The organism is Agromyces protaetiae (assembly GCF_030866785.1).
Taxonomy (GTDB): domain Bacteria; phylum Actinomycetota; class Actinomycetes; order Actinomycetales; family Microbacteriaceae; genus Agromyces; species Agromyces silvae.
The window spans coordinates 1,923,114-1,941,607 of the sequence record NZ_CP133018.1 but is presented as its reverse complement, the minus strand read 5'-3'; the positions used below and the strand labels follow the sequence as shown (position 1 = coordinate 1,941,607).

Annotated in this window: 14 protein-coding genes; 1 reads left to right on the top strand and 13 read right to left on the bottom strand. The window is 71.1% G+C overall.

Annotation, left to right across the window (positions count from 1 at the left end; all coding sequences use genetic code 11):
* The 9 genes from pheS to infC all read right to left on the bottom strand — a co-directional run bounded on the left by pheS (position 1) and on the right by infC (position 6,962).
* A complete protein-coding gene (gene pheS, locus QU602_RS08940; protein ID WP_308799933.1) occupies positions 1–1,041 on the bottom strand; it encodes a phenylalanine--tRNA ligase subunit alpha in 1,041 nt (346 codons plus the stop codon).
* Positions 1,042–1,052: 11 nt separating this feature from the next.
* Positions 1,053–1,973, bottom strand: coding sequence for an amino acid ABC transporter permease (locus QU602_RS08935; RefSeq protein WP_308799931.1), 921 nt, complete (start codon positions 1,971–1,973; stop codon positions 1,053–1,055).
* Positions 1,970–2,620: an amino acid ABC transporter permease gene (locus QU602_RS08930; protein WP_308799929.1), complete on the bottom strand. Its 651-nt coding sequence runs from the start codon at positions 2,618–2,620 to the stop codon at positions 1,970–1,972. The genes QU602_RS08935 and QU602_RS08930 overlap by 4 nt, the downstream gene beginning before the upstream one ends.
* A gap of 101 nt (positions 2,621–2,721) precedes the next feature.
* Positions 2,722–3,582: a glutamate ABC transporter substrate-binding protein gene (locus QU602_RS08925; RefSeq protein WP_308799928.1), complete on the bottom strand. Its 861-nt coding sequence runs from the start codon at positions 3,580–3,582 to the stop codon at positions 2,722–2,724.
* Positions 3,583–3,661: 79 nt separating this feature from the next.
* Positions 3,662–4,453 carry an amino acid ABC transporter ATP-binding protein gene (locus tag QU602_RS08920; protein ID WP_308799927.1) on the bottom strand — a complete coding sequence of 264 codons (792 nt, stop codon included), beginning with the start codon at positions 4,451–4,453 and terminating at the stop codon, positions 3,662–3,664.
* A 58-nt stretch (positions 4,454–4,511) separates the two neighbouring features.
* On the bottom strand, positions 4,512–5,345 hold the full coding sequence (locus tag QU602_RS08915) for a TrmH family RNA methyltransferase (RefSeq protein ID WP_308799926.1): 834 nt from the start codon (positions 5,343–5,345) through the stop codon (positions 4,512–4,514).
* A 297-nt stretch (positions 5,346–5,642) separates the two neighbouring features.
* Positions 5,643–6,029: a 50S ribosomal protein L20 gene (gene rplT / locus QU602_RS08910; protein WP_308799925.1), complete on the bottom strand. Its 387-nt coding sequence runs from the start codon at positions 6,027–6,029 to the stop codon at positions 5,643–5,645.
* Positions 6,030–6,075: 46 nt separating this feature from the next.
* Positions 6,076–6,270 carry a 50S ribosomal protein L35 gene (gene rpmI / locus QU602_RS08905; protein WP_092968518.1) on the bottom strand — a complete coding sequence of 65 codons (195 nt, stop codon included), beginning with the start codon at positions 6,268–6,270 and terminating at the stop codon, positions 6,076–6,078.
* A 50-nt stretch (positions 6,271–6,320) separates the two neighbouring features.
* Positions 6,321–6,962, bottom strand: a complete 642-nt coding sequence (infC, locus tag QU602_RS08900; protein WP_308800131.1) for a translation initiation factor IF-3 — start codon at positions 6,960–6,962, stop codon at positions 6,321–6,323.
* A gap of 251 nt (positions 6,963–7,213) precedes the next feature.
* On the opposite strand from infC, the gene QU602_RS08895 reads away from it, so the two are divergent.
* On the top strand, positions 7,214–7,588 hold the full coding sequence (locus QU602_RS08895) for a DUF1844 domain-containing protein (RefSeq protein ID WP_308799924.1): 375 nt from the start codon (positions 7,214–7,216) through the stop codon (positions 7,586–7,588).
* A 30-nt stretch (positions 7,589–7,618) separates the two neighbouring features.
* On the opposite strand, the gene QU602_RS08890 is transcribed toward QU602_RS08895, so the two are convergent.
* From QU602_RS08890 to QU602_RS08875, 4 genes are all read right to left on the bottom strand, one after another.
* Positions 7,619–11,413 carry an RHS repeat domain-containing protein gene (locus QU602_RS08890; RefSeq protein WP_308799922.1) on the bottom strand — a complete coding sequence of 1,265 codons (3,795 nt, stop codon included), beginning with the start codon at positions 11,411–11,413 and terminating at the stop codon, positions 7,619–7,621.
* A 25-nt stretch (positions 11,414–11,438) separates the two neighbouring features.
* A complete protein-coding gene (locus tag QU602_RS08885; protein WP_308799921.1) occupies positions 11,439–12,215 on the bottom strand; it encodes a DNA-formamidopyrimidine glycosylase family protein in 777 nt (258 codons plus the stop codon).
* Between the two features lie 17 nt (positions 12,216–12,232).
* On the bottom strand, positions 12,233–16,879 hold the full coding sequence (locus tag QU602_RS08880; RefSeq protein WP_308799920.1) for an ATP-dependent helicase: 4,647 nt from the start codon (positions 16,877–16,879) through the stop codon (positions 12,233–12,235).
* A 61-nt stretch (positions 16,880–16,940) separates the two neighbouring features.
* On the bottom strand, positions 16,941–18,395 hold the full coding sequence (locus QU602_RS08875; protein WP_308799918.1) for a pyridoxal phosphate-dependent decarboxylase family protein: 1,455 nt from the start codon (positions 18,393–18,395) through the stop codon (positions 16,941–16,943).
* Between the last annotated feature and the right edge of the window lie 99 nt (positions 18,396–18,494).

Sequence of the window (18,494 nt, the reverse complement as noted above, 5' to 3'; positions counted from 1 at the left end):
TTAGACCACCATTCCGAACTGCTGCGAGAAGCGCACATCGCCCTCGGCCATGTCGCGCATGTCCTGCACGTCGTTGCGGAGCATCAACCCGCGCTCGATGCCCATGCCGAACGCGAAGCCCGAGTAGACCTCGGGATCGATGCCGGCCGAGCGGAGCACGTTGGGGTGCACCATGCCGCAGCCGCCCCATTCGATCCAGCGCGCGCCGCCCTTGAACGTGGGGTGCCAGAAATCGAGCTCGGCGCTGGGCTCGGTGAACGGGAAGAAGCTCGGGCGCAGGCGCACCTGCGCCTCGTCGCCGAAGATCGCCTTCACGAAGTGGTCGAGCGTGCCCTTGAGGTGGGCCATGGTGAGGCCCTTGTCGACGGCCAGGCCCTCGAACTGCATGAACACCGGCAGGTGCGTCGCATCGAACTCGTCGGTGCGATACACGCGGCCGGGCGCGAGCACGTAGATCGGCACCTCGCGGTCGAGCATCGAGCGCACCTGCACGGGACTCGTGTGCGTTCGAAGCACGAGGTGCGCCTCGGGCGGGTCGATGAAGAACGTGTCCTGCATCGCACGGGCGGGGTGGTCGGCGTCGAAGTTCAGCGCGTCGAAGTTGAACCACTCGCTCTCGACCTCGGGCCCTTCGGCGATCTCCCAGCCCATGCCGGTGAACACCTCGGAGACCCGGTCCTGCAAGAGGCTGAGCGGATGCCTCGCCCCCGTCGTGACCCGCGACGGCAGTGCGGTCACGTCGACCGCCTCGGCGGCGAGCCGCGCCTCGGCCTCGGCCTCGACGATCTCGGCCTCGCGTGCCGCGAACGCCTGGTTGACACGGCCACGGGCGCCGCCGACGAGCTTGCCGAGCGCGGCCTTCTGCTCGTTCGGCACGTTGCGCAGCTGGGCGTTCAGCTGCGCGAGCGCCGACTTCTCGCCCGTGTGCTCGGTGCGGACCGTCTTGAGCGCGGCGGAGTCGTCAGCCGCGGCGATGGCGGCGAGCGCCGCCCCGACGGCCGCATCGACCGCGGACTCGGTGATCTGGGTGTCTTCTGGCACGAAGAAGGAGTCTACCGGCGCCGCGCTTCGCCCTGAGCCTCGGCCGTGGCATCGGCCAGCAGGATCGCCTGGCTCGGGTCGTCCGCCGCCGTCGCCTTACCGGGGTGGAACCGCCGGTCGCCGCGCTTCGCGAGCCAGCGTGCGAACCAGGACAGCGCGAGGTTCATGATCAGGTACAGCACGAAGGCCACGCACCACAGCGTGAACAGGTACCGGTTGCCGTAGAAGCTGCCGAGGTTGTTCAGCGTGACACGGAGCAGCTCCTGGTAGCCGACGATGTAGCCGAGTGACGTGTCCTTGAGCAGGACGACGAGCTGCGCGACGATGATCGGCAGCATCTGCCGGAACGCCTGGGGGAACTCGACGAGCATCTTGGACTGCAGCGGCCGCATGCCGACGCTCAGCGCGGCCTCGCGCTGGCCGCGCGGCAGCGACGCGAGGCCAGCGCGCAGCGCCTCGCCGATGAGCGCGCCGTTGTAGACGGCGAGTGCGGCGACGACCGCCCAGTACTGGCCGGTGCCGGCGACGAGCAGGATGAAGAGCATCATGAGCAGCACCGGCATGCCGCGGAAGAACTCGATCAGGACCGCGGTCGGGATCCGGATCCAGCCGATCGCGGAGCTGCGCAGGAGCGCGAGCACGACGCCGAGCGCGATCGCCAGCACGGCCGCGACCAGCGCGGCGCGGAGGGTGTTCCACACGCCAGTGAAGATCACGAACGACCAGAACTCGGAGTCCGCGAGGATGTCCCACCGGCTGGGGTCGAACATGCCAGGAAGCGTGATGCCGCCGGATTCGCGCGGCGTGTTGAGGATGACGATGCCCCAGCCGACGAGGCCGACGAGGACCACCCCGCTGATCCACGACAGGATCGCAGAGAGGCGGCGCGCGCGGGGACCGGGCGCGTCGAAGAGCACACCGGCGCCGCTCATCGCTGCACCACCCACTTCCGCTCGAGCTGGGTCGCGAGGAAGCCGAGCGGCACCGTCACGATGAGGTAGAAGATCGCGACCCCGATGAGGATCGCGATCACGGCGTTGCCGTTCGCGTTCGCCAGGGTGCGCCCGACGCCGAACAACTCGGCGACGAAGCCGACGCCACCGACGACCGAGGTGTTCTTCGCGAGGGCGATGAAGACGTTGATGAGCGGCGGGATGGTCATCCGGAACGCCTGCGGGAAGACGATCAGCGAGATCGTGGCGCCGAAGCCGAGTCCGAGGCTTCGTGCGGCCTCAGCCTGCCCGATGGGCACGCCGTTGATGCCGGAACGCAGGGCCTCGGCGACGAACGGCGACGTGTACACCGCGAGCGCGATGAAGCCGGAGAGGATGAAGGGCACGCGCACGCCGAGCAGCGGCACGATCACGACGGAGAAGAGCACGACGAGCGTGAGCGGCGTGTTCCGGATGATCTCGGTGTACACCGTGGCGATGCCGCGAAGGGTCGCGATCGGCGAGATGCGCATCGCGGCGACGATGATGCCGAGCACGAGCGCGCCGAGGCCGCCGACGCCCAGGAGCAGCAGCGTCACGCCGAAGCCCTCGAGATAGAGCGGCAGATTCGCAATGACGACGTCCACGCGGATCCTCTCAATGGATGTTCGACCGGGTCAGACGTTCGACCGGATCGGGTGGAGCGGGCGGTCCGGGCCCCGTTGCCGAGGCCCGGACCGACCTTCGATCAGTAGCGGTCGACGGCCGGCGGCTCGACGAAGGGCAGGATCGTCCCCGCGGTCTTGTCCCAGGCCTCCTCGTAGGTGCCGTCCTCGTACGACTCCTCGAGCACGTCGTTGATCCACATGCGGAAGTCGGTGTCGTCGAGGGCGAGGCCGATGCCGTACGGCTCCTCCGTGAACGGCTCGCCGACGACCTTGAACTCGCCCTCGTTCTGCGCGGCGAGCCCGGCGAGGATGACGTTGTCGGTCGAGACGGCGACGACCTGCCCGTTGCGCAGCGGCTCGAGGCAGTTCGAGTAGGTGTCCGTCTCGAGCACCTGGGCGCCGAGCTCCTTCAGGTTCGCGGCGGGCGTCGAGCCCGTGACCGAGCAGACCGGCTGGCCGACGAGGTCCTCTTCGCTCTCGATGTCGTCGTTGTCCGCGAGGGTCAGGATCGACTGGCCGGCCATGTAGTACGGCCCGGCGAACGAGACGACCTCTTTGCGGGTGTCGTTGATCGTGTACGTGGCGATCACGATGTCGACCTGGCCGTTCTCGATGAACGGCTCGCGGTTCGCCGACACGGTCTCGACCCATTCGATGTTCTCGGGTGCGATGCCGAGCTTGCCGGCGATGATCTTGCCGATCTCGACGTCGAAGCCCTCGGGGTCGCCCGACGGTCCGACGAGGCCGAACAGCGGCTGGTCGAACTTCGTGCCGATCGTGATGGAGCCTGCCTCGCTGAGCTCGGCCATCGTCGAGCCGGCCTCGAACTCGGGCGTCTCCTCGACGGTCGGCTCGGCGCTGTCGCCGCCGCCCGCACAGCCGGCGAGTACGAGTGCTGCCGCGGCCGTTGCCGCGAGCAAGCCGATTCTGCTGCGTGTCATGTCCCTGCCTCTTTCTTGTTGGTGGGCTCGGTGTGGGGGTGGTCGTCGCCGCTCGTGACGGCGAAGCCGGGGGTCTTCGTCAGTGCTCGAGGATCTTGGAGAGGAAGTCCTTCGCGCGGTCGGACTCGGGGTGGTCGAAGAACTGCGCCGGCGGCGCCTCTTCGACGATGCGGCCGTCGGCCATGAACAGGACCCGGTCGGCGGCCTTCCGCGCGAATCCCATCTCGTGGGTGACCACGATCATGGTCATGCCCTGCTCGGCGAGCCCGACCATGACGTCGAGGACCTCGTTGATCATCTCGGGGTCGAGCGCGCTCGTGGGCTCGTCCATGAGGATGAGCTTGGGGTTCATGGCGAGCGATCTCGCGATGGCCACGCGCTGCTGCTGGCCGCCCGACAGCTGGGCGGGAAGTTTCTTCGCCTGGTTCGCCACGCCCACGCGCTCGAGCAGCTCCATGGCCTTCGCCTCGGCCTCCTTGCGGGGCATCCGCTTGACCCTGATGGGCGCGAGCGTGACGTTCTCGAGCACCGTCTTGTGCGCGAAGAGATTGAAGGACTGGAAGACCATGCCGACGTCGGCGCGCAGCTTCGCGAGCCCGGCGCCCTCTTCGGGGAGCCGTTCGCCGTCGATGGTGATGGTGCCCGAGTCGATGGTCTCGAGCCGGTTGATCGCACGGCACAGCGTCGACTTGCCGGAGCCCGACGGCCCGATCACCACGACGACCTCGCCGCGGTTCACGACCGTGGTGATGTCGTTGAGCACGTGCAGCTCGCCGAAGTGCTTGTCGACGTGGTCGACGACGACGAGCGGTTCGCCCCGGCGGACCGAGATGTTGGACGTCGCCGGTGCGGCCTCTGAGAAATCGGGCATACCCCCCAAACTAGGGAGTCTCGGGGGAAACCCGCCACCGGCTCGCTGACGCGGTTACCTATTCGTAACCCGGCGCCCCCGGAGCCGGTTCGGCCGCTCGCTGGGCGAAGGCGCTCTCGTAGAGGCAGACCGACGCGGCCGTGGCGAGGTTCATCGACTCCGCGTGCCCGTAGATCGGCACGGTGACCACGCGATCGGCCAGGTCGAGCTGCTCGTCGGGGAGGCCGCGCGCCTCGTTGCCGAACAGCCAGGCGGTCGGCTTCGCGAGCACGCCGTCGGTGCGCGCGTCGAGCAGGCTGTCACCCTTGACGTCGGCGGCGAGCACGTTCAGCCCCGCGGCGCGGGCCCGTTCGAGCACGTCTTCGAGGTTCGCGCCGACCGCGACGGGCAGATGGAAGATCGACCCGGTCGACGAGCGGACGACCTTCGGGTTGTAGAGGTCGACGGCCCGGCCGGAGAAGATGACGGCGTCGGCGCCCGCCGCGTCGGCGGCGCGGACGATGGTGCCGGCGTTGCCGGGGTCGCGCACCTCTTCGAGGATCGCGACGAGCTTCGGCTGCGCGGCGAACACGTCTTTGACCGCGGTCGGGAACTGGTGGCAGACCGCGACGAACCCTTGCGGCGTGACGGTGTCGGCCATGGTGTCGAGCACCTCTTCGGTGACGAACTCCACGTCGACGCCGGCGTCGACGGCCGTCTCGGCGATGTCGGTGTACCGGTCGAGCGCGCTCGGCGTGGCGTACAGCTCGACGACCAGCTGCGGCCGGAACGTGAGCGCCTCGGCGACGGCCTGCGGGCCCTCGAGCAGGAAGAGTCCGCTCTCGGCGCGCGCGGCCTTCTTCGCGAGCTTCGCGACGGCACGCACGCGCGGTGAACGGGGGTTCTCGAGCATGCATTCAGTCTAGGGACGACGGATGCCTCGCCGCGGATGCCGCGCGGAGCGCCGCATGCTGCCGGGCCGCGCGCGACGCCGCCCCGAGGCATCCGTGCAGGCCGAGGTATCCGCCCGAGCCGCCCCCGCCGTCGCGCCACCTCTGCAGGTCCGCGCCCGTAGTGCTGGCGCGACGCCGCAGAACGGGCGCGGAGCGCACGCTGCGCGAACCAGCACGCTGCGCGAACCAGCACGCTGCGCGAACACAGCACAGCCCGGCACCCCATGGGTGCCGGGCTGTTTCGCGTCCGAAGCTGCTTACGCGGCGTTCTTCGGGGCCGAGGTGTCGGCCGGGAGCGCCTGCTTGGCGGTCTCGACGAGCGCGGCGAAGGTCGCGGGCTCGTGCACCGCGAGCTCGGCGAGGATGCGACGGTCGACCTCGACGCCGGCCAGGTTCAGACCCTGGATGAGGCGGTTGTAGGTGAGGCCGTTCGCACGCGAGGCCGCGTTGATGCGCTGGATCCAGAGACGACGGAAGTCGCCCTTCTTGGCGCGGCGGTCGTTGTACGCGTAGACGAGCGAGTGGGTGACCTGCTCCTTCGCCTTGCGGTAGAGGCGCGACCGCTGACCGCGGTAGCCCTCGGCGCGCTCAAGGATGACCCGACGCTTCTTGTGGGCGTTGACCGCCCGCTTCACTCTTGCCATGACTCTTCGTTCCTATCCGGCCTAGATGCCTATGTACGCTGCCGGCTCAGTGGCCGAGAAGCTTCTTGATGACCTTGGCGTCGGGGGCCGACACGACCTTGTCCTGGTTCAGACGGGCCTTGCGCTTCGAGGCCTTGACCTCGAGGTTGTGGCGCATTCCGGCCTGCTGCTTCTTGATCTTGCCGCTGCCGGTGATCTTGAAGCGCTTCTTGGACCCGGAGTGGGTCTTCTGCTTCGGCATCTCGTTGTTCTCCTTGGATCTGCCGCCACCGCGGGGTGGCGGAGGGGGTGCTAGGCCTGGTCCTCGGTGGACTCGGCCGTCTGCGTCGCGGGCGCGCTCGAGGCCGTGGCCTCGGGACGCGCCTTCGCCGCAGCACGCTTCTCGTTCGCCTCGGCCTTGGCCTCGGACTTGTTCTTCAGAGGGGCGATGACCATCACCATGTTGCGGCCGTCGATCGTCGGGTTGTGCTCGACGGTGCCGAACTCGGCCACGTCTTCGGCGAAGCGCTGCAGCAGGCGGACGCCCATCTCGGGACGCGACTGCTCGCGACCGCGGAACAGGATCATCGCCTTGACCTTGTCGCCGGACTTCAGGAAGCCGACGGCGCGCTTCATCTTGGTCTCGTAGTCGTGCTTGTCGATCTTGAGGCGGAACCGGACCTCTTTGAGGATGGTGTTCGCCTGGTTGCGCCGGGCCTCTTTCGCCTTCTGCGCAGCCTCGTACTTGTACTTGCCGTAGTCCATGATCTTGACGACCGGCGGACGAGAGTTCGGGGCGACCTCGACGAGATCGAGCTCGGCCTCCTGCGCCAGGCGCAGGGCCACCTCGATCTTCACGACGCCGACCTGCTCTCCTGCGGGACCCACGAGGCGGACCTCGGGGACGCGGATACGGTCGTTGGTACGCGGATCGCTGATGCGTGTCTCCTCTATTCGAACTGCTTCGCTCGTTCGGGAGACGGTTGCCGCCCGACGTTCGAGAGCGGAGTTCCACACATGCTGCCCCCATGGAACGCGTTCCATGCGGCTTCTGCGGCACCCTGTCTACCCCCGGCCTCACGGCGCGGCGGCGGAGTGCAAACGACCCGGTAACCTTGATGAAGCGGTATGCGCGGGTGGGAGGTTCTCCACTTTCGTACCGGGGACAAGCCCCGGAGCCCAAGGAAGTCTAGCAGAGGTTGGCAGTGAGCAGTAGTTCCGACGAGTCGGTCGCCCAGTCCCCCGTCGAGTCACCCGTCGAAGAGGCCACGCGCGACATCGCCGAGGTGCCCGCGGTCGAGGTGATCACCACGGCCTCCGTGCACCTCATGAGCGCCGCGGCCGTGAAGGTGGGACTCGCCGAGAACCCCGAGGAGCAGACCGACCTCGACGAGGCGCGCAAGCTCATCAATGCCCTCGCCGGGCTCATCACGGCGGGTGCGCCCGAGATCAGCGACATGCACGCGCGGAGCCTCCGCGACGGCCTGCGTTCGCTGCAGCTCGCGTTCCGCGAGGCGAGCACCATCCCGGATGCGATCGGCCAGGGGCCGGGCGAGAAGTGGACCGGGCCGGTCACCTGACGGGTCTGAGCTGAGGCGACGTCGCGGTAGTCAGTAGCGGGGCAGCTTCTTCAGCACGGTGTCCACATAGTTCAGTTCCCCGATGAGCTGGTCGAGGGTGAACGCGGGCGTCGGCCTCTGCGGACCTACGGCGTGTGGGAGCACCGTTGAGGCTCGTGCATTCTTCAGCGATGCGACGGCGTCTGCAATGTGCACCCGAGTTCGATCGAGATCGTAGTTCAAGCGGAACGCGTGCATATCGACGAAGTCGCTGCTCCATCTCTGGTACGACCCCCTGGCGATTGCGAGTCGGTCGAGATAGGTCGTGATGGTGCGGCGAGCTCTGGCGACCGCTTGCTCGGCGGCTTCGAGATCCTTGAGGACGGTCTTGCGTGCGTCCCCCTGTTGAGTGCGCCCCCCGAAGATGTTCGTTCTGAGGTCCCAGATCCTGCTCTCGAGCGTAACCGGGCGCGCCGGACTCCAGCGGAGCTGGTTCACGACGCTGCCGATCGGACTCGTGTCCGATGGCTCCGACACGAGCTCCCCGCCCTGGCTGACCACATTGATCTTGCCGACGTGTTCCTTCGCGGTCCGGCCGAAGTGCTCTCTCTTGGCTTTGTCCTGGGCATTGACCTTCAACGCATCGACTTCCGCATCGGTCCCGAAGGCTCTCATCCACCGGTCCGGTAGCGCCCGCTTGACGACACCTCCGACGCCGAACACGGTACCGATGAGGGCGAGCGTCGCACTCACGCCGACCGCGACGTCGCTGGGCATGAACGGCGTGTCGTTCCAGACCGCCCACGCCTCGTAGCCGGCGAACGCAGCGTCAGCAGCTCCGAACACTGCACCGACGACCCCGAATGCGCCGAGGCTCGCCCCGCCCGTGAGGAGGGCGAGCACACCGATCCCGGCGGCGACCACGGAATACGCGGCGAGACCGACGGCCCACCAATCGAGCTCCGCGTCGCGCCCTGACGGGTCGACCAGCATGATCGGGTTGGCGTCGGCGTAGCCGTACACGGTGTGCAGCGGCTCGGTGTCGCGGCTCGAGAAGGCCATGGAGCCCGGTTGGTACGTGCGCACGCGCAGGAACTGGCTGCCGTCGCCGTGCGTGTACTCCCCCGCGTAGCCGAACGGATTGCGTTCGAGGTCGCCGACGGCCGCGGCAGCGCCGGACGCGCCCTCAGTGCCGCTCGACAGGATCGGCACACCGTAGTCGGTGTACGCGGAGCGCGCCGTGACCTGCCCGCTCGCGTCGGTGAGCTCGGTCACATTGCCATGGCGATCGTTCCCGAAGTGCGCGGTCTCACTCGTGCCGTCGGCGCGTTCGACCGAGCGCGCGTGCCGGTTCAGGCCGAGCAGGTACGACGCGCTGCCGCGCCCCTCGTGCACCGACGAGTGCTGCTCGGTGAGGAGCGTGTCGCCGTCCCAGAAGAAGGTGGTCCGGCCTGACGGCCCCGCGAGTTGCTTGCGCGTGCCGTCGGCCCAGTAGGCCGTCTCGATCCGCGCGCCGTCGGCGGTGATCTGCGCCGCCTGCCGGTTGGCCGCGTCCCAGACGTAACTGCTGCCGTCGGCGCCCCGGATGAGCAGCCCGGTGGCGTCGTAGGCGAAGGTCGTGCGAGCGCCGCTCACGTCGATGGTGGCGGTGACCCGGCCTGCCGCGTCGAACCGCCGGGTGATCGTCTGCTCGGCGTCCGCGAGCGACCCGGTCGGGCTCGCACCGGTCGTCACGGTGCCCGCGACGTCGTCATGCGCGACCGCCTGCACGAGACCGTTCGGCAGCGCGATGCGCACCGGGCGCCCGAACACGTCGTGCTCGGTGCGCGTCGTGGCACCCCATGCATCCGTCACCTCCTCGACGCCGCCGGACGGATACGCGCGCGTCTCGATCACGCGAATGTGGTCATCGGCGATCACGCCCGCGGGCGTCACGTTGTCGTACGTCCGCACGACGCGGCCGAGGAGATCGCGCTCCTCGGTCACGGTCACGCCGCTCGGGGCGGTCGTCGCAACGGCGTCGACGCCGCGCACGGCGTCGAACCGATACACGATGGTCATCACGCGACCCGCGGCGTCCTGCACACCCACTGGTCGACCGGCGGCGTCATAGCTCGTCGAGCTGGTGCCGCCGACCGCGTTCCTGTCGACCAGCGCGCCACCGTGCACGAGCGACGCCACGGAGGACACCGTCATCTCGGCGTCGGTACCCGCCGCCGCGGTCTCTTCGACCGTGACCGTACCGGCGTCGAGGTCGACGTCGCGCGTGCGCGTGGTGACGACCGGCACCGCGGCGGGGTCGCCGCCGGGATACACGCGCTGCTCGGTCACCACGGCGCCCTCGTAGGTCAGCGCGGTGCGCGCCGTGACCTGCTCGGCATCGCCGGTGCCCCTCGTGGCCTCGACGACGATCGGCGCGGTGCGCTCGGCGTTCAGCTCGGACCGACTCGAGGCGACCAGGCCGTCGGGCGCGGTCGTCGTCTCACGCACCGGCAGACCGACGGGGAGCAACGCACCCTCGGGAACGACCGAGTCGTACTCCCACCCGGTCACGGTGCCGTCGGCCGCGCTGCGCTGCACGATCCGGCCCAGATCGTCGTAGACGTAGGACTCGTGCACCGAACGCGCCCCGCCGCCCGCGTCGCGCGAGGTGACCGTGACACCGGTCGGCTTGCGCGCGACCAGTGGCGTCGCCGGCCCGGTCTCGGGCAACTCGAACGACTGCTCGTGCACCCTGAGCTGCCCTGACGGGCTCACGACGTCCACCGCGCGCACGGTCATGGCGCGCTGCGCGCCGAACGTCGACACCACGCGGGTCTCGCCGTCGGTGAGGACCGTCGAGTACTCGGCTGGCCCCGCACCGTCGCCGACCGCCGGCCACCCCGACGGCGCGACCCCGCCGACGGCCCACCATTCCCTGGAGAGATACTCCCTGCCGGTGGCGTCGTGTGTGCGCACCTCGGCGACGCGCGGCACACCATCGGTCGTCGGATGCCACGTCAGCACCGTGATCGCACCCGACGCCGTCACCACACGCGACGCCAGCCCGGCCCGCTCGTACCCGATGTGCGTCTCGCGGCCGACCGGATCCCTGACGCGATCGAGCCGACCGCCGTCGAGCCGCACACGCCACACCCCGCCGGCCCCGGACCCCTCGGGCGCCGCCGTCACGTTCGCGCCGGGACGCACCACGACCTCGGACGGATCCGACCAGTCCAGTTCGGTGACCAGGCCATCGGCGTTCACTACCGCGCCGAGGTGGTGGTCGAACCCGTCCACCCACCGCCAGTCGGTCCTGGCGCCGTCGGCGGCCACGTGCACGACCGGATCGCCCGCATCCGTGAAGTAGGTGCGCGTGCCTCCGAGCTCGTGGAGCACGTACGCGTACCGCACGGCGGGTCCTCCGTCGCGACCCTCGAGCGCCGCCCCGGCCTCGGCGCGCCTGAACGCGACGTCGGCCAATGGATACCCGAGCAGCCCGCTCGGGTGCGTCGCGTCCATCTCGAACACCCCACCCGACGCCGGGAACACGCGCACCCCGCCACGAGTCTCGACGCGCGCGAGGCCGAGGCTCCACCCGCCGCCGAACCCGAACCGATCGACGCCCACCTCACGCGAGTTCCAGGTGAGCGCCAGCCCGCCGGCAGAGATCCCGAAGCGGACCGAGCCATCTGCCGGGTCGACCACGGCGTCGAGACCGCCGCCCAACCCGAAGGTGCCGAGGTCGGCGATCGGCGCAGAATCGTCGGACGCGGACGCCCAGGCCGAGGGCAGCCCACCCGTCAGCAGCGCAGCACACACGGACGCGACGAGCGCGATCCGGAATCGCCGTCGACGCGCGGTCATGCATGACAGTATACCGGAGCCTGGCTCAGCGCTGGCAGTGCGGGCACCACCACGTCTCACGCTGTTCGAGCTCGTTGCGACCGAGCCGGCCGTGTTCGATCGTCGTGCCGCAGCGGCGGCACGGCTCGCCGCCACGACCGTAGACCCAGAGCCGGTTGCCCGGGCGGGTGTCGCCGGTCGTGGTGCGACCTGATCGGTCGCGGTTCGCGACGATCATGCGCCGCGCGACGTCGACGGCCGGCGTGAGCTCGACGTCGCGGACCGGGCGGGTCGGCAGGATGCCTCGGACGAAGCACACCTCGTTCACGAACACGTTGCCGAGCCCGGCGAGGTTGCGCTGTTCGGCGAGGGCCACGGCGATCGGCGCGTCGGGGTGCGCCTCGAGCCGGCGCACCGCCTCGGCGAAGTTCCAGTCGGGGCCGAGCAGGTCGGGGCCGAGGTAGGCCATGCGGTCGGCCTCTTCGGTCGCGGGGAACACCTCGAGCACCCCAAGGTCGAAGCCTACGGCGACCGCGCCCGGGACCTCGATGACCGCACGCACCTGGAAGTCGGGGCGCCCCCAGCGCCGGCCGGGCCGGTAGACGCGCCACTCCCCCTCCATCTTCAGGTGGGAGTGCACGACGACGTCGCCGATGCGCATGAGCAGGTGCTTGCCGCGGCTCGCGACCCCGTGGACGGTCGCGCCGGCCAGATCGACCGTGGCGAACGCCGGCACCCGGAAGTCCGACCGTTCGACCGTACGCCCCGCCAGCGCCGCGTCGAGCTCGCGTGCGGCCCGGTAGACGGTGTCTCCTTCAGGCATGACGCCGCCGGATGCCCTCAGCCGCGCGCATCGAACCTCAGCCCCCTCGGCGTCTCGCGGAACCCGGCGGCGCGCAGCGCCCGCCCGAACGGCGTCCCGAACACCGGCTGGCCGCCGACCTCTTCGATGCGCACCCGGTCGGCGCGTCCGCGCCGCAGCGTGTCGATCAGCGCGGTGGCCGCCGCGGCGAGCACCTCGTCGTCTTCGGTGAAGACCAGCGAGGTGCGACCGCCGCGCTCGAGGTAGAGCACCGCCTCGCCGTCGACGATGGCGACGAACGCACCGGCCTTACGCGCGGGCCGGTGCCCGCCCTCGCCGGTGTCGGGCCAGTCGAGCGCGGCCCCGAACGGGTTGGCCGGGTCGGTCGCGGCGAGCGCGATCGCCTGGCCCTTGGGCGCGGCCCGGAGCCGGTCGACGGCGGAACCGGTCGCGAACTGCGCGCCGCCCTGCCCCTCGATGAAGTAGCCGCGCCGGACCCGCCCTGAGTCTTCGAACCCCGAGAGCGCACGGTAGGCGAGCGCGAAGCCGCCGAGGATGCCCTCGGCGACGACCGAACCGCGCGTGACCACCCCGTACCGTTCGAGCAGCGTCTCACCGAGGGCGTGGGCGCGTGGCGTCGCTGCGGTGCTCGCGAGCGGCAGCACCGACCACCGGCCGGCGGCCCGCGGCGGGTTCGCTGCGGCCCGCGCAGCGCGCTCGCCCTGCGCCGACGCGGCCATCGCACGGCGGGTCAGCGACCGGCCCCGGAGCCGGGCGCGCGGCGGCGGCGCCTGCGTCTTGTGCGCACCACCGCGGGCGAGGAGGCCGCGGACGGGCGCGAAGGTGTCGTTCGTGACGAGCCCGGCCCACACGAGCCGCCAGAGCGCGTCGAGCACGGCCCCGTCGTCGTCGGCGCCCACGGCCTCGACGAGCTGGCGGAAGAAGTAGCCGCCCCCACCGCCGAGCACGGCGAGCAGCTCGGTCTCGAGCGGGTCGAGCGGACCGGTCGGCGGGGCTTGCATGGTGAGCGGCGCGGTCTCGGCGAGATGCAGCCCGATCCAGCCGTCGTCGCCCGCGAGCGACCCCTGCCCGGCCCAGAGCACCTCGCCCGACGCGGTGAGCTCGTCGAGCAGGCCGGGCCGGTAGTCGTCGACGCGCGCCGGCAGCACATAGGCCTCCCAGGCCGACGCGGGGATGCGCGCGCCCTCGAGCTGCTCGATGACCGCCGCGACGCCGTCGACGCCCCTGAGCCGGCCGCCGATGTGCTGCCAGCCGGGCAGGAACCTGGCGAACTCGCGTGGTTCGACCGGCTCGACCTCGTTGCGGAGCACGGCGAGCGATCGACGGCGGATGCGGCGGAGCACGCCGACGTCACACCATTCGACCCCTGAGCCGTGCGGCAGGAACTCCCCCTCGACCACGCGCCGCTCCGCGGCGAGCCGCGCAAGGGCGGAGCCCGCGATCGCCGTGCCGATGCCGAACCGCTCGGCGATCTGCGCCGCGGTGAACGGTCCATGGGTGCGCGCGTACCGGCTCACGAGGTCGCCCAGCGGGTCCACCACGCCCTCTTCGAACACCTCGGGCAGGCCCGGCGGGATCGGCACGCCCAGTGCGTCCCGAAGCCGCGACACGTCTTCGACGGTGACGATCCAGTCGCGGCCTGCGAAGCGCACGCGCGCGGCACGCCGCGCAGCGACGAGCTCGTCGATGGCGGCCCCGGCGTCGGTCTCGGCGTCGACGCGTGCGGCGACCTCGGCGGGCTCGAGCGGCCCGAGGTCGCGCAGGAGGTCGGCGACGCCCTCGCTGCCGCGCGCCGCGCGGTCGTCGGTGAGCCGTTGCAGCTGGCGCTCGGTGTCGGTGACGATCTCGGGGTCGAGGAGCTCACGCAGCTCGACCGTGCCGAGCAGCTCGGCGAGCAGGGCCGGGTCGAGCGAGAGCGCGGCCGCCCTGCGTTCGGCGAGCGGTGCGTCGCCCTCGTACATGAACGCGCCGACGTAGCCGAACAGCAGGCTGGATGCGAACGGGCTGGGCGACTCGGTGGCGACCTCGACGAAGCGCAGCTCTCGGCGTTCGAGACGCTCGGCGATGTGGGTCAGCGCCGGCAGGTCGTAGACGTCTTGCAGGCATTCGCGCACGGCCTCGAGCACGATCGGGAAGTCGGGGTAATCGCGCGCGACCTCGAGCAGCTGCGATGCGCGCTGGCGCTGTTGCCAGAGCGGCGACCGTTTGCCGGGATTCGTCTTGGGCAGGATGAGCGCGCGCGCCGCGCACTCGCGGAACCGGGAGGCGAACAGCGCCGAGCCGCCGACGTGCTCGGTGACGAGCTGGGCCAGCTCGGCGGGCTCGAACACGAACAGGTCGCTGCCGGGCGGTTCGTCGCCCGTGTCGGGCATGCGCAGGACGATGCCGTCGTCGCTCGCGACGGCATTGGCGTCGACCCCCGACGTCTCTTGGATGCGGGCGCCGACGGCGAGCGCCCAGGGTGCGTGCACCCGCATGCCGTACGGCGAGTGCAGCACGATGCGCCAGTCGCCGAGCTCGTCGCGGAACCGCTCGACCACCAGGTTGCCGCCGTCGGGCACGACGGTCGTGGCCTGTCTCTGGTCTTCGATGAACGCCACGAGGTTCTTCGCGGCGAGGTCGTCGAGTCCGGCGTCGCGGCTCCGGGCAAGGGCCGGTTCGCCCGGCGCATCGGCGAGGACCTTGATGAACTCGCCGATCGCCGCGCCGAGCTCGGCGGGCCGGCCGATGCCGTCGCCCTTCCAGAACGGCAGCCGCCCAGGCTCGCCGGCCGCGGGCGCGACCAGCACCTGATCGTGCGTGATCTCGTGGATGCGCCAGCTCGTGGCGCCGAGCGCGAAGACGTCGCCGACCCGCGACTCGTAGACCATCTCCTCGTCGAGCTCACCGACCCGGCGGCCCGGGCCCGCCTCGCCGATCATGAACACGCCGAACATCCCCCGGTCGGGGATCGTGCCGCCACTGGTCACCGCGAGCCGCTGCGCGCCGCGACGCCCGACGAAGGTGCCGGCATCGCGGTCCCAGACGATCCGCGGGCGCAGCTCACCGAACCGGTCGGACGGGTACCGTCCGGCGAGCAGGTCGAGGGTCGCCTCGAACGCCGAGCGCGGCAGCGCGGCGAACGGTGCGGCCCGGCGGACGAGCTCGAACCACTGCTCGACCTCCCACTCGTCGACGGCCGAGGCCGCGATCGTCTGCTGCGCGAGCACGTCGAGCGGGTTCGCCGGGATGCGCAGCGCCTCGATGGCACCCGCCAACATGCGCTCGGCTGCGACCGCGGAGTGCAGCACGTCGGCCCGGTGCTTCGGGAAGATGACGCCCTTCGAGACCTCGCCGACCTGGTGACCGGCCCGGCCGATGCGCTGCAGGCCGCTCGCGACCGACGGCGGTGACTCGACCTGCATCACGAGGTCGACCGCACCCATGTCGATGCCGAGCTCGAGACTCGAGGTGGCGACCACGCAGCGCAGGCGGCCCGACTTCAGGTCGGCCTCGACCAGGGCACGCTCCTCTTTGGACACCGACCCGTGGTGCGAACGCGCGATGATCGGCTCGGCGCCTCCGGTGATGCCCGACGCGCCCACGGCCTCGGCCGCGTACCGTCTCGGAGGGCCGCCGGCTGCTGCGGCGAGCGCGGCCGTGCCGCGCTCCCCCGGTGCGCGCTCGCCCGCGACCACGAGCTCCTCCGCCGGCTCGCCCGCTTCGGCCCCAGCCGGCGCCGGCTCTGCCTCGGCCTGCCGCTGCTCCCACAGCTCGTTCAGGCGAGCGGTGAGCCGTTCCGCGAGCCGCCGCGAGTTCGCGAAGACGATGGTCGACCGGTGCCGCAGCACCTCGTCGAGGATCGCGTCTTCGACGTGCGGCCACACCGACCCGGTACCCGACTCCCCGGCGAGGTCGGAGAGGTCTTCGACGGGCACGCGCACCGACAGGTCGAAACGCTTGCCCGACGGGGGCGCCACGATCGTCACCGGCCGGGTGCCGGCGAGGAAGCGCGCGACCTCTTCGTGCGGCCGGACGGTCGCCGAGAGCCCGACCCGCTGCACCGGCGCCCCGACGAGCGCGTCGAGCCGCTCGAGCGAGATGGCGAGGTGCGAGCCGCGCTTGGTGCCGGCGAGCGCATGGATCTCGTCGACGATGACGGTCTCGACGCCGCGCAGCGTCTCGCGCGCGGCCGAGGTCAGCATGAGGAACAGCGACTCGGGCGTCGTGATGAGGATGTCGGGCGGATTCGTCACGAGCCGCCGCCGCTCGGCGGGCGGCGTGTCGCCCGACCTCACACCGACCGACACCTGCGGCGGCTCGACGCCCTGCGCCTGCGCCGTCCGGGCGATGCCCACGAGCGGCGCGCGCAGGTTGCGTTCGACGTCGACACCGAGCGCCTTGAGCGGCGACAGATACAGGACACGGGTCGACCTGGGCGCATCGGCGGGTACGGATGCCTCGGCCGGCACCCCGCCGGACCCGCCCGCCGGGGTGTGCAGCCCGTCGATCGCCCAGAGGAACGCCGCGAGCGTCTTGCCCGACCCGGTCGGCGCGACGACGAGCGCGTGGTCGCCGCGCGCGATCGCCTGCCAGGCGCCCGTCTGGACGGTCGTCGGTTCGGCGAACGACTCGGTGAACCACGCCCGCGTCGCGGGCGAGAACGCCGCGAGCGACTCGGTCATGGTCCCATTGAAGCGGATGCCACCGACACCGGCCCGGGCTTGCCCGCGCGCATGCGCGGGGCTACGGTCGCCCTCCGGCGCGCAGCTCCTCGATGGCCCGGGCGACGACGTCGACCGTGCGGCGCGCCTCCGAGGCATCCGTGCGCCAGTTGCTCACCGAGAACCGAACGATCACGCGGTCGTGCCAGCGCGAGGTCATCGCGAGCACCTCGCCCTCACGCCAGAGCCGCTCGCTCAGCGCGGTCGTCGCCTCGTCGTGCTCGAGCGCGATGCAGACCTGCGTGAACGCGACGTCGTTCAGCACCTCGACGCCGGGGATGGCGGCGAGTCCGTCGGCGATCGTCCGCGCCGAGTCGGCGAGCCGTTCGACCAGCTCGCGGACGCCGCGGCGGCCGAGGGTGCGGAGCACGGCGTAGGTCGGCACGCCACGCGCCCGCCGGGAGAGCTCCGGAACCTTCTCGTGCGGGTCGGCACCGACGTCGGTCGCCTGCAGATAACTGGCGTGCATGCTGAGCGCGCGCAGCATCGCCGGCTGGTCGCGCACGATCGCGATGCCGCAGTCGTACGGCACGTTGAGGGTCTTGTGCGCATCGGTCGACCACGAGTCCGCGGTCGCGAGCCCGTCGACGAGCGACGCGAACCGTGGTGATACAGCCGCCCAGAGCCCGAATGCGCCGTCGACGTGCACCCAGGCACCGGCACGGTGCGCGACCTCGACCGCCTCGCCGAACGCATCGAACGCGCCGGAATGGATGTTGCCCGCCTGGAGCAGGACGAGTGCGGGACCCTCGCCTGCGTCGAGGGTCTCGGCGAGCGCGTCGACGCGGATGCGGCCCTCACGGTCGACGGCGACCTCGATGGGCGCGCCGAGGCCGAGGTACCGGGCGGCGAGGTCGACCGTGCCGTGGCGCTCGGCGCCGACGATGAACCGCACCTTCGGCCCGCCGGCGAGTCCTTCGACCGACACATCCCACCCGGCGCGACGCAGCACCTCGTCGCGCCCCGCCGCCATGGCCGAGAACTGCGCCATCGTCGCACCGGTCGTGAAGCCGACCGCGCTCTCGGGTGGCAGGCCGAGCAGGTCGAGTACCCACTCGCCCGCGATCTCCTCGGCCGCGACCGCGCCCGGTGTGATCGTGCGCAGACCCGTGTTCTGGTCCCATGCCGAGACCAGCCAGTCGGCGCCGAGCGCCGCGGGCTGCGTGCCGCCGATCACCCAGCCGTAGAACCTCGGCGAGTTGATGGCGATGAGTCCCGGCTCGATGGCCTCGGCGAGTTCCTCGAGCACCTGGACGGCCGGCATCCCCTGCTCGGGCAGCTCGCGCCCGAGCGCCTGCTCGACCTGGTCGGCGCCCGCCCGGGGCGGGATCGGCCGCTCCCGCACCTCACCGAGCCACTCGCTCGCCCGCCGAGCCGCGACGCGCAGCACCTCGGTGTACTCATCGGGCCGATCACCGTCGCCGGACCGGCCACCCGCTCCGGGTCCCGTCCCCCGGGTCCGCGGTTGCTCGAGCATGTCGCACCTCGCGTTTCACGCGCACCGGGCGCGCTGACACGATCATCCGCCCGCTGGCGGCGCGCGTCAACGGCGGACGGCACGGCCGTCCCGCGGCGC

Excerpts from the sequence above, each read along its gene's own strand:
- QU602_RS08915 (WP_308799926.1), bottom strand. The coding sequence starts at position 5,345 with ATGCTCGAGAACCCCCGTTCACCGCGCGTGCGTGCCGTCGCGAAGCTC.
- QU602_RS08890 (WP_308799922.1), bottom strand. The coding sequence starts at position 11,413 with ATGACCGCGCGTCGACGGCGATTCCGGATCGCGCTCGTCGCGTCCGTG.
- QU602_RS08875 (WP_308799918.1), bottom strand. The coding sequence starts at position 18,395 with ATGCTCGAGCAACCGCGGACCCGGGGGACGGGACCCGGAGCGGGTGGC.
- QU602_RS08925 (WP_308799928.1), bottom strand. The coding sequence starts at position 3,582 with ATGACACGCAGCAGAATCGGCTTGCTCGCGGCAACGGCCGCGGCAGCA.
- QU602_RS08935 (WP_308799931.1), bottom strand. The coding sequence starts at position 1,973 with ATGAGCGGCGCCGGTGTGCTCTTCGACGCGCCCGGTCCCCGCGCGCGC.
- QU602_RS08885 (WP_308799921.1), bottom strand. The coding sequence starts at position 12,215 with ATGCCTGAAGGAGACACCGTCTACCGGGCCGCACGCGAGCTCGACGCG.
- rpmI (WP_092968518.1), bottom strand. The coding sequence starts at position 6,270 with ATGCCGAAGCAGAAGACCCACTCCGGGTCCAAGAAGCGCTTCAAGATC.
- QU602_RS08880 (WP_308799920.1), bottom strand. The coding sequence starts at position 16,879 with ATGACCGAGTCGCTCGCGGCGTTCTCGCCCGCGACGCGGGCGTGGTTC.
- rplT (WP_308799925.1), bottom strand. The coding sequence starts at position 6,029 with ATGGCAAGAGTGAAGCGGGCGGTCAACGCCCACAAGAAGCGTCGGGTC.
- QU602_RS08920 (WP_308799927.1), bottom strand. The coding sequence starts at position 4,453 with ATGCCCGATTTCTCAGAGGCCGCACCGGCGACGTCCAACATCTCGGTC.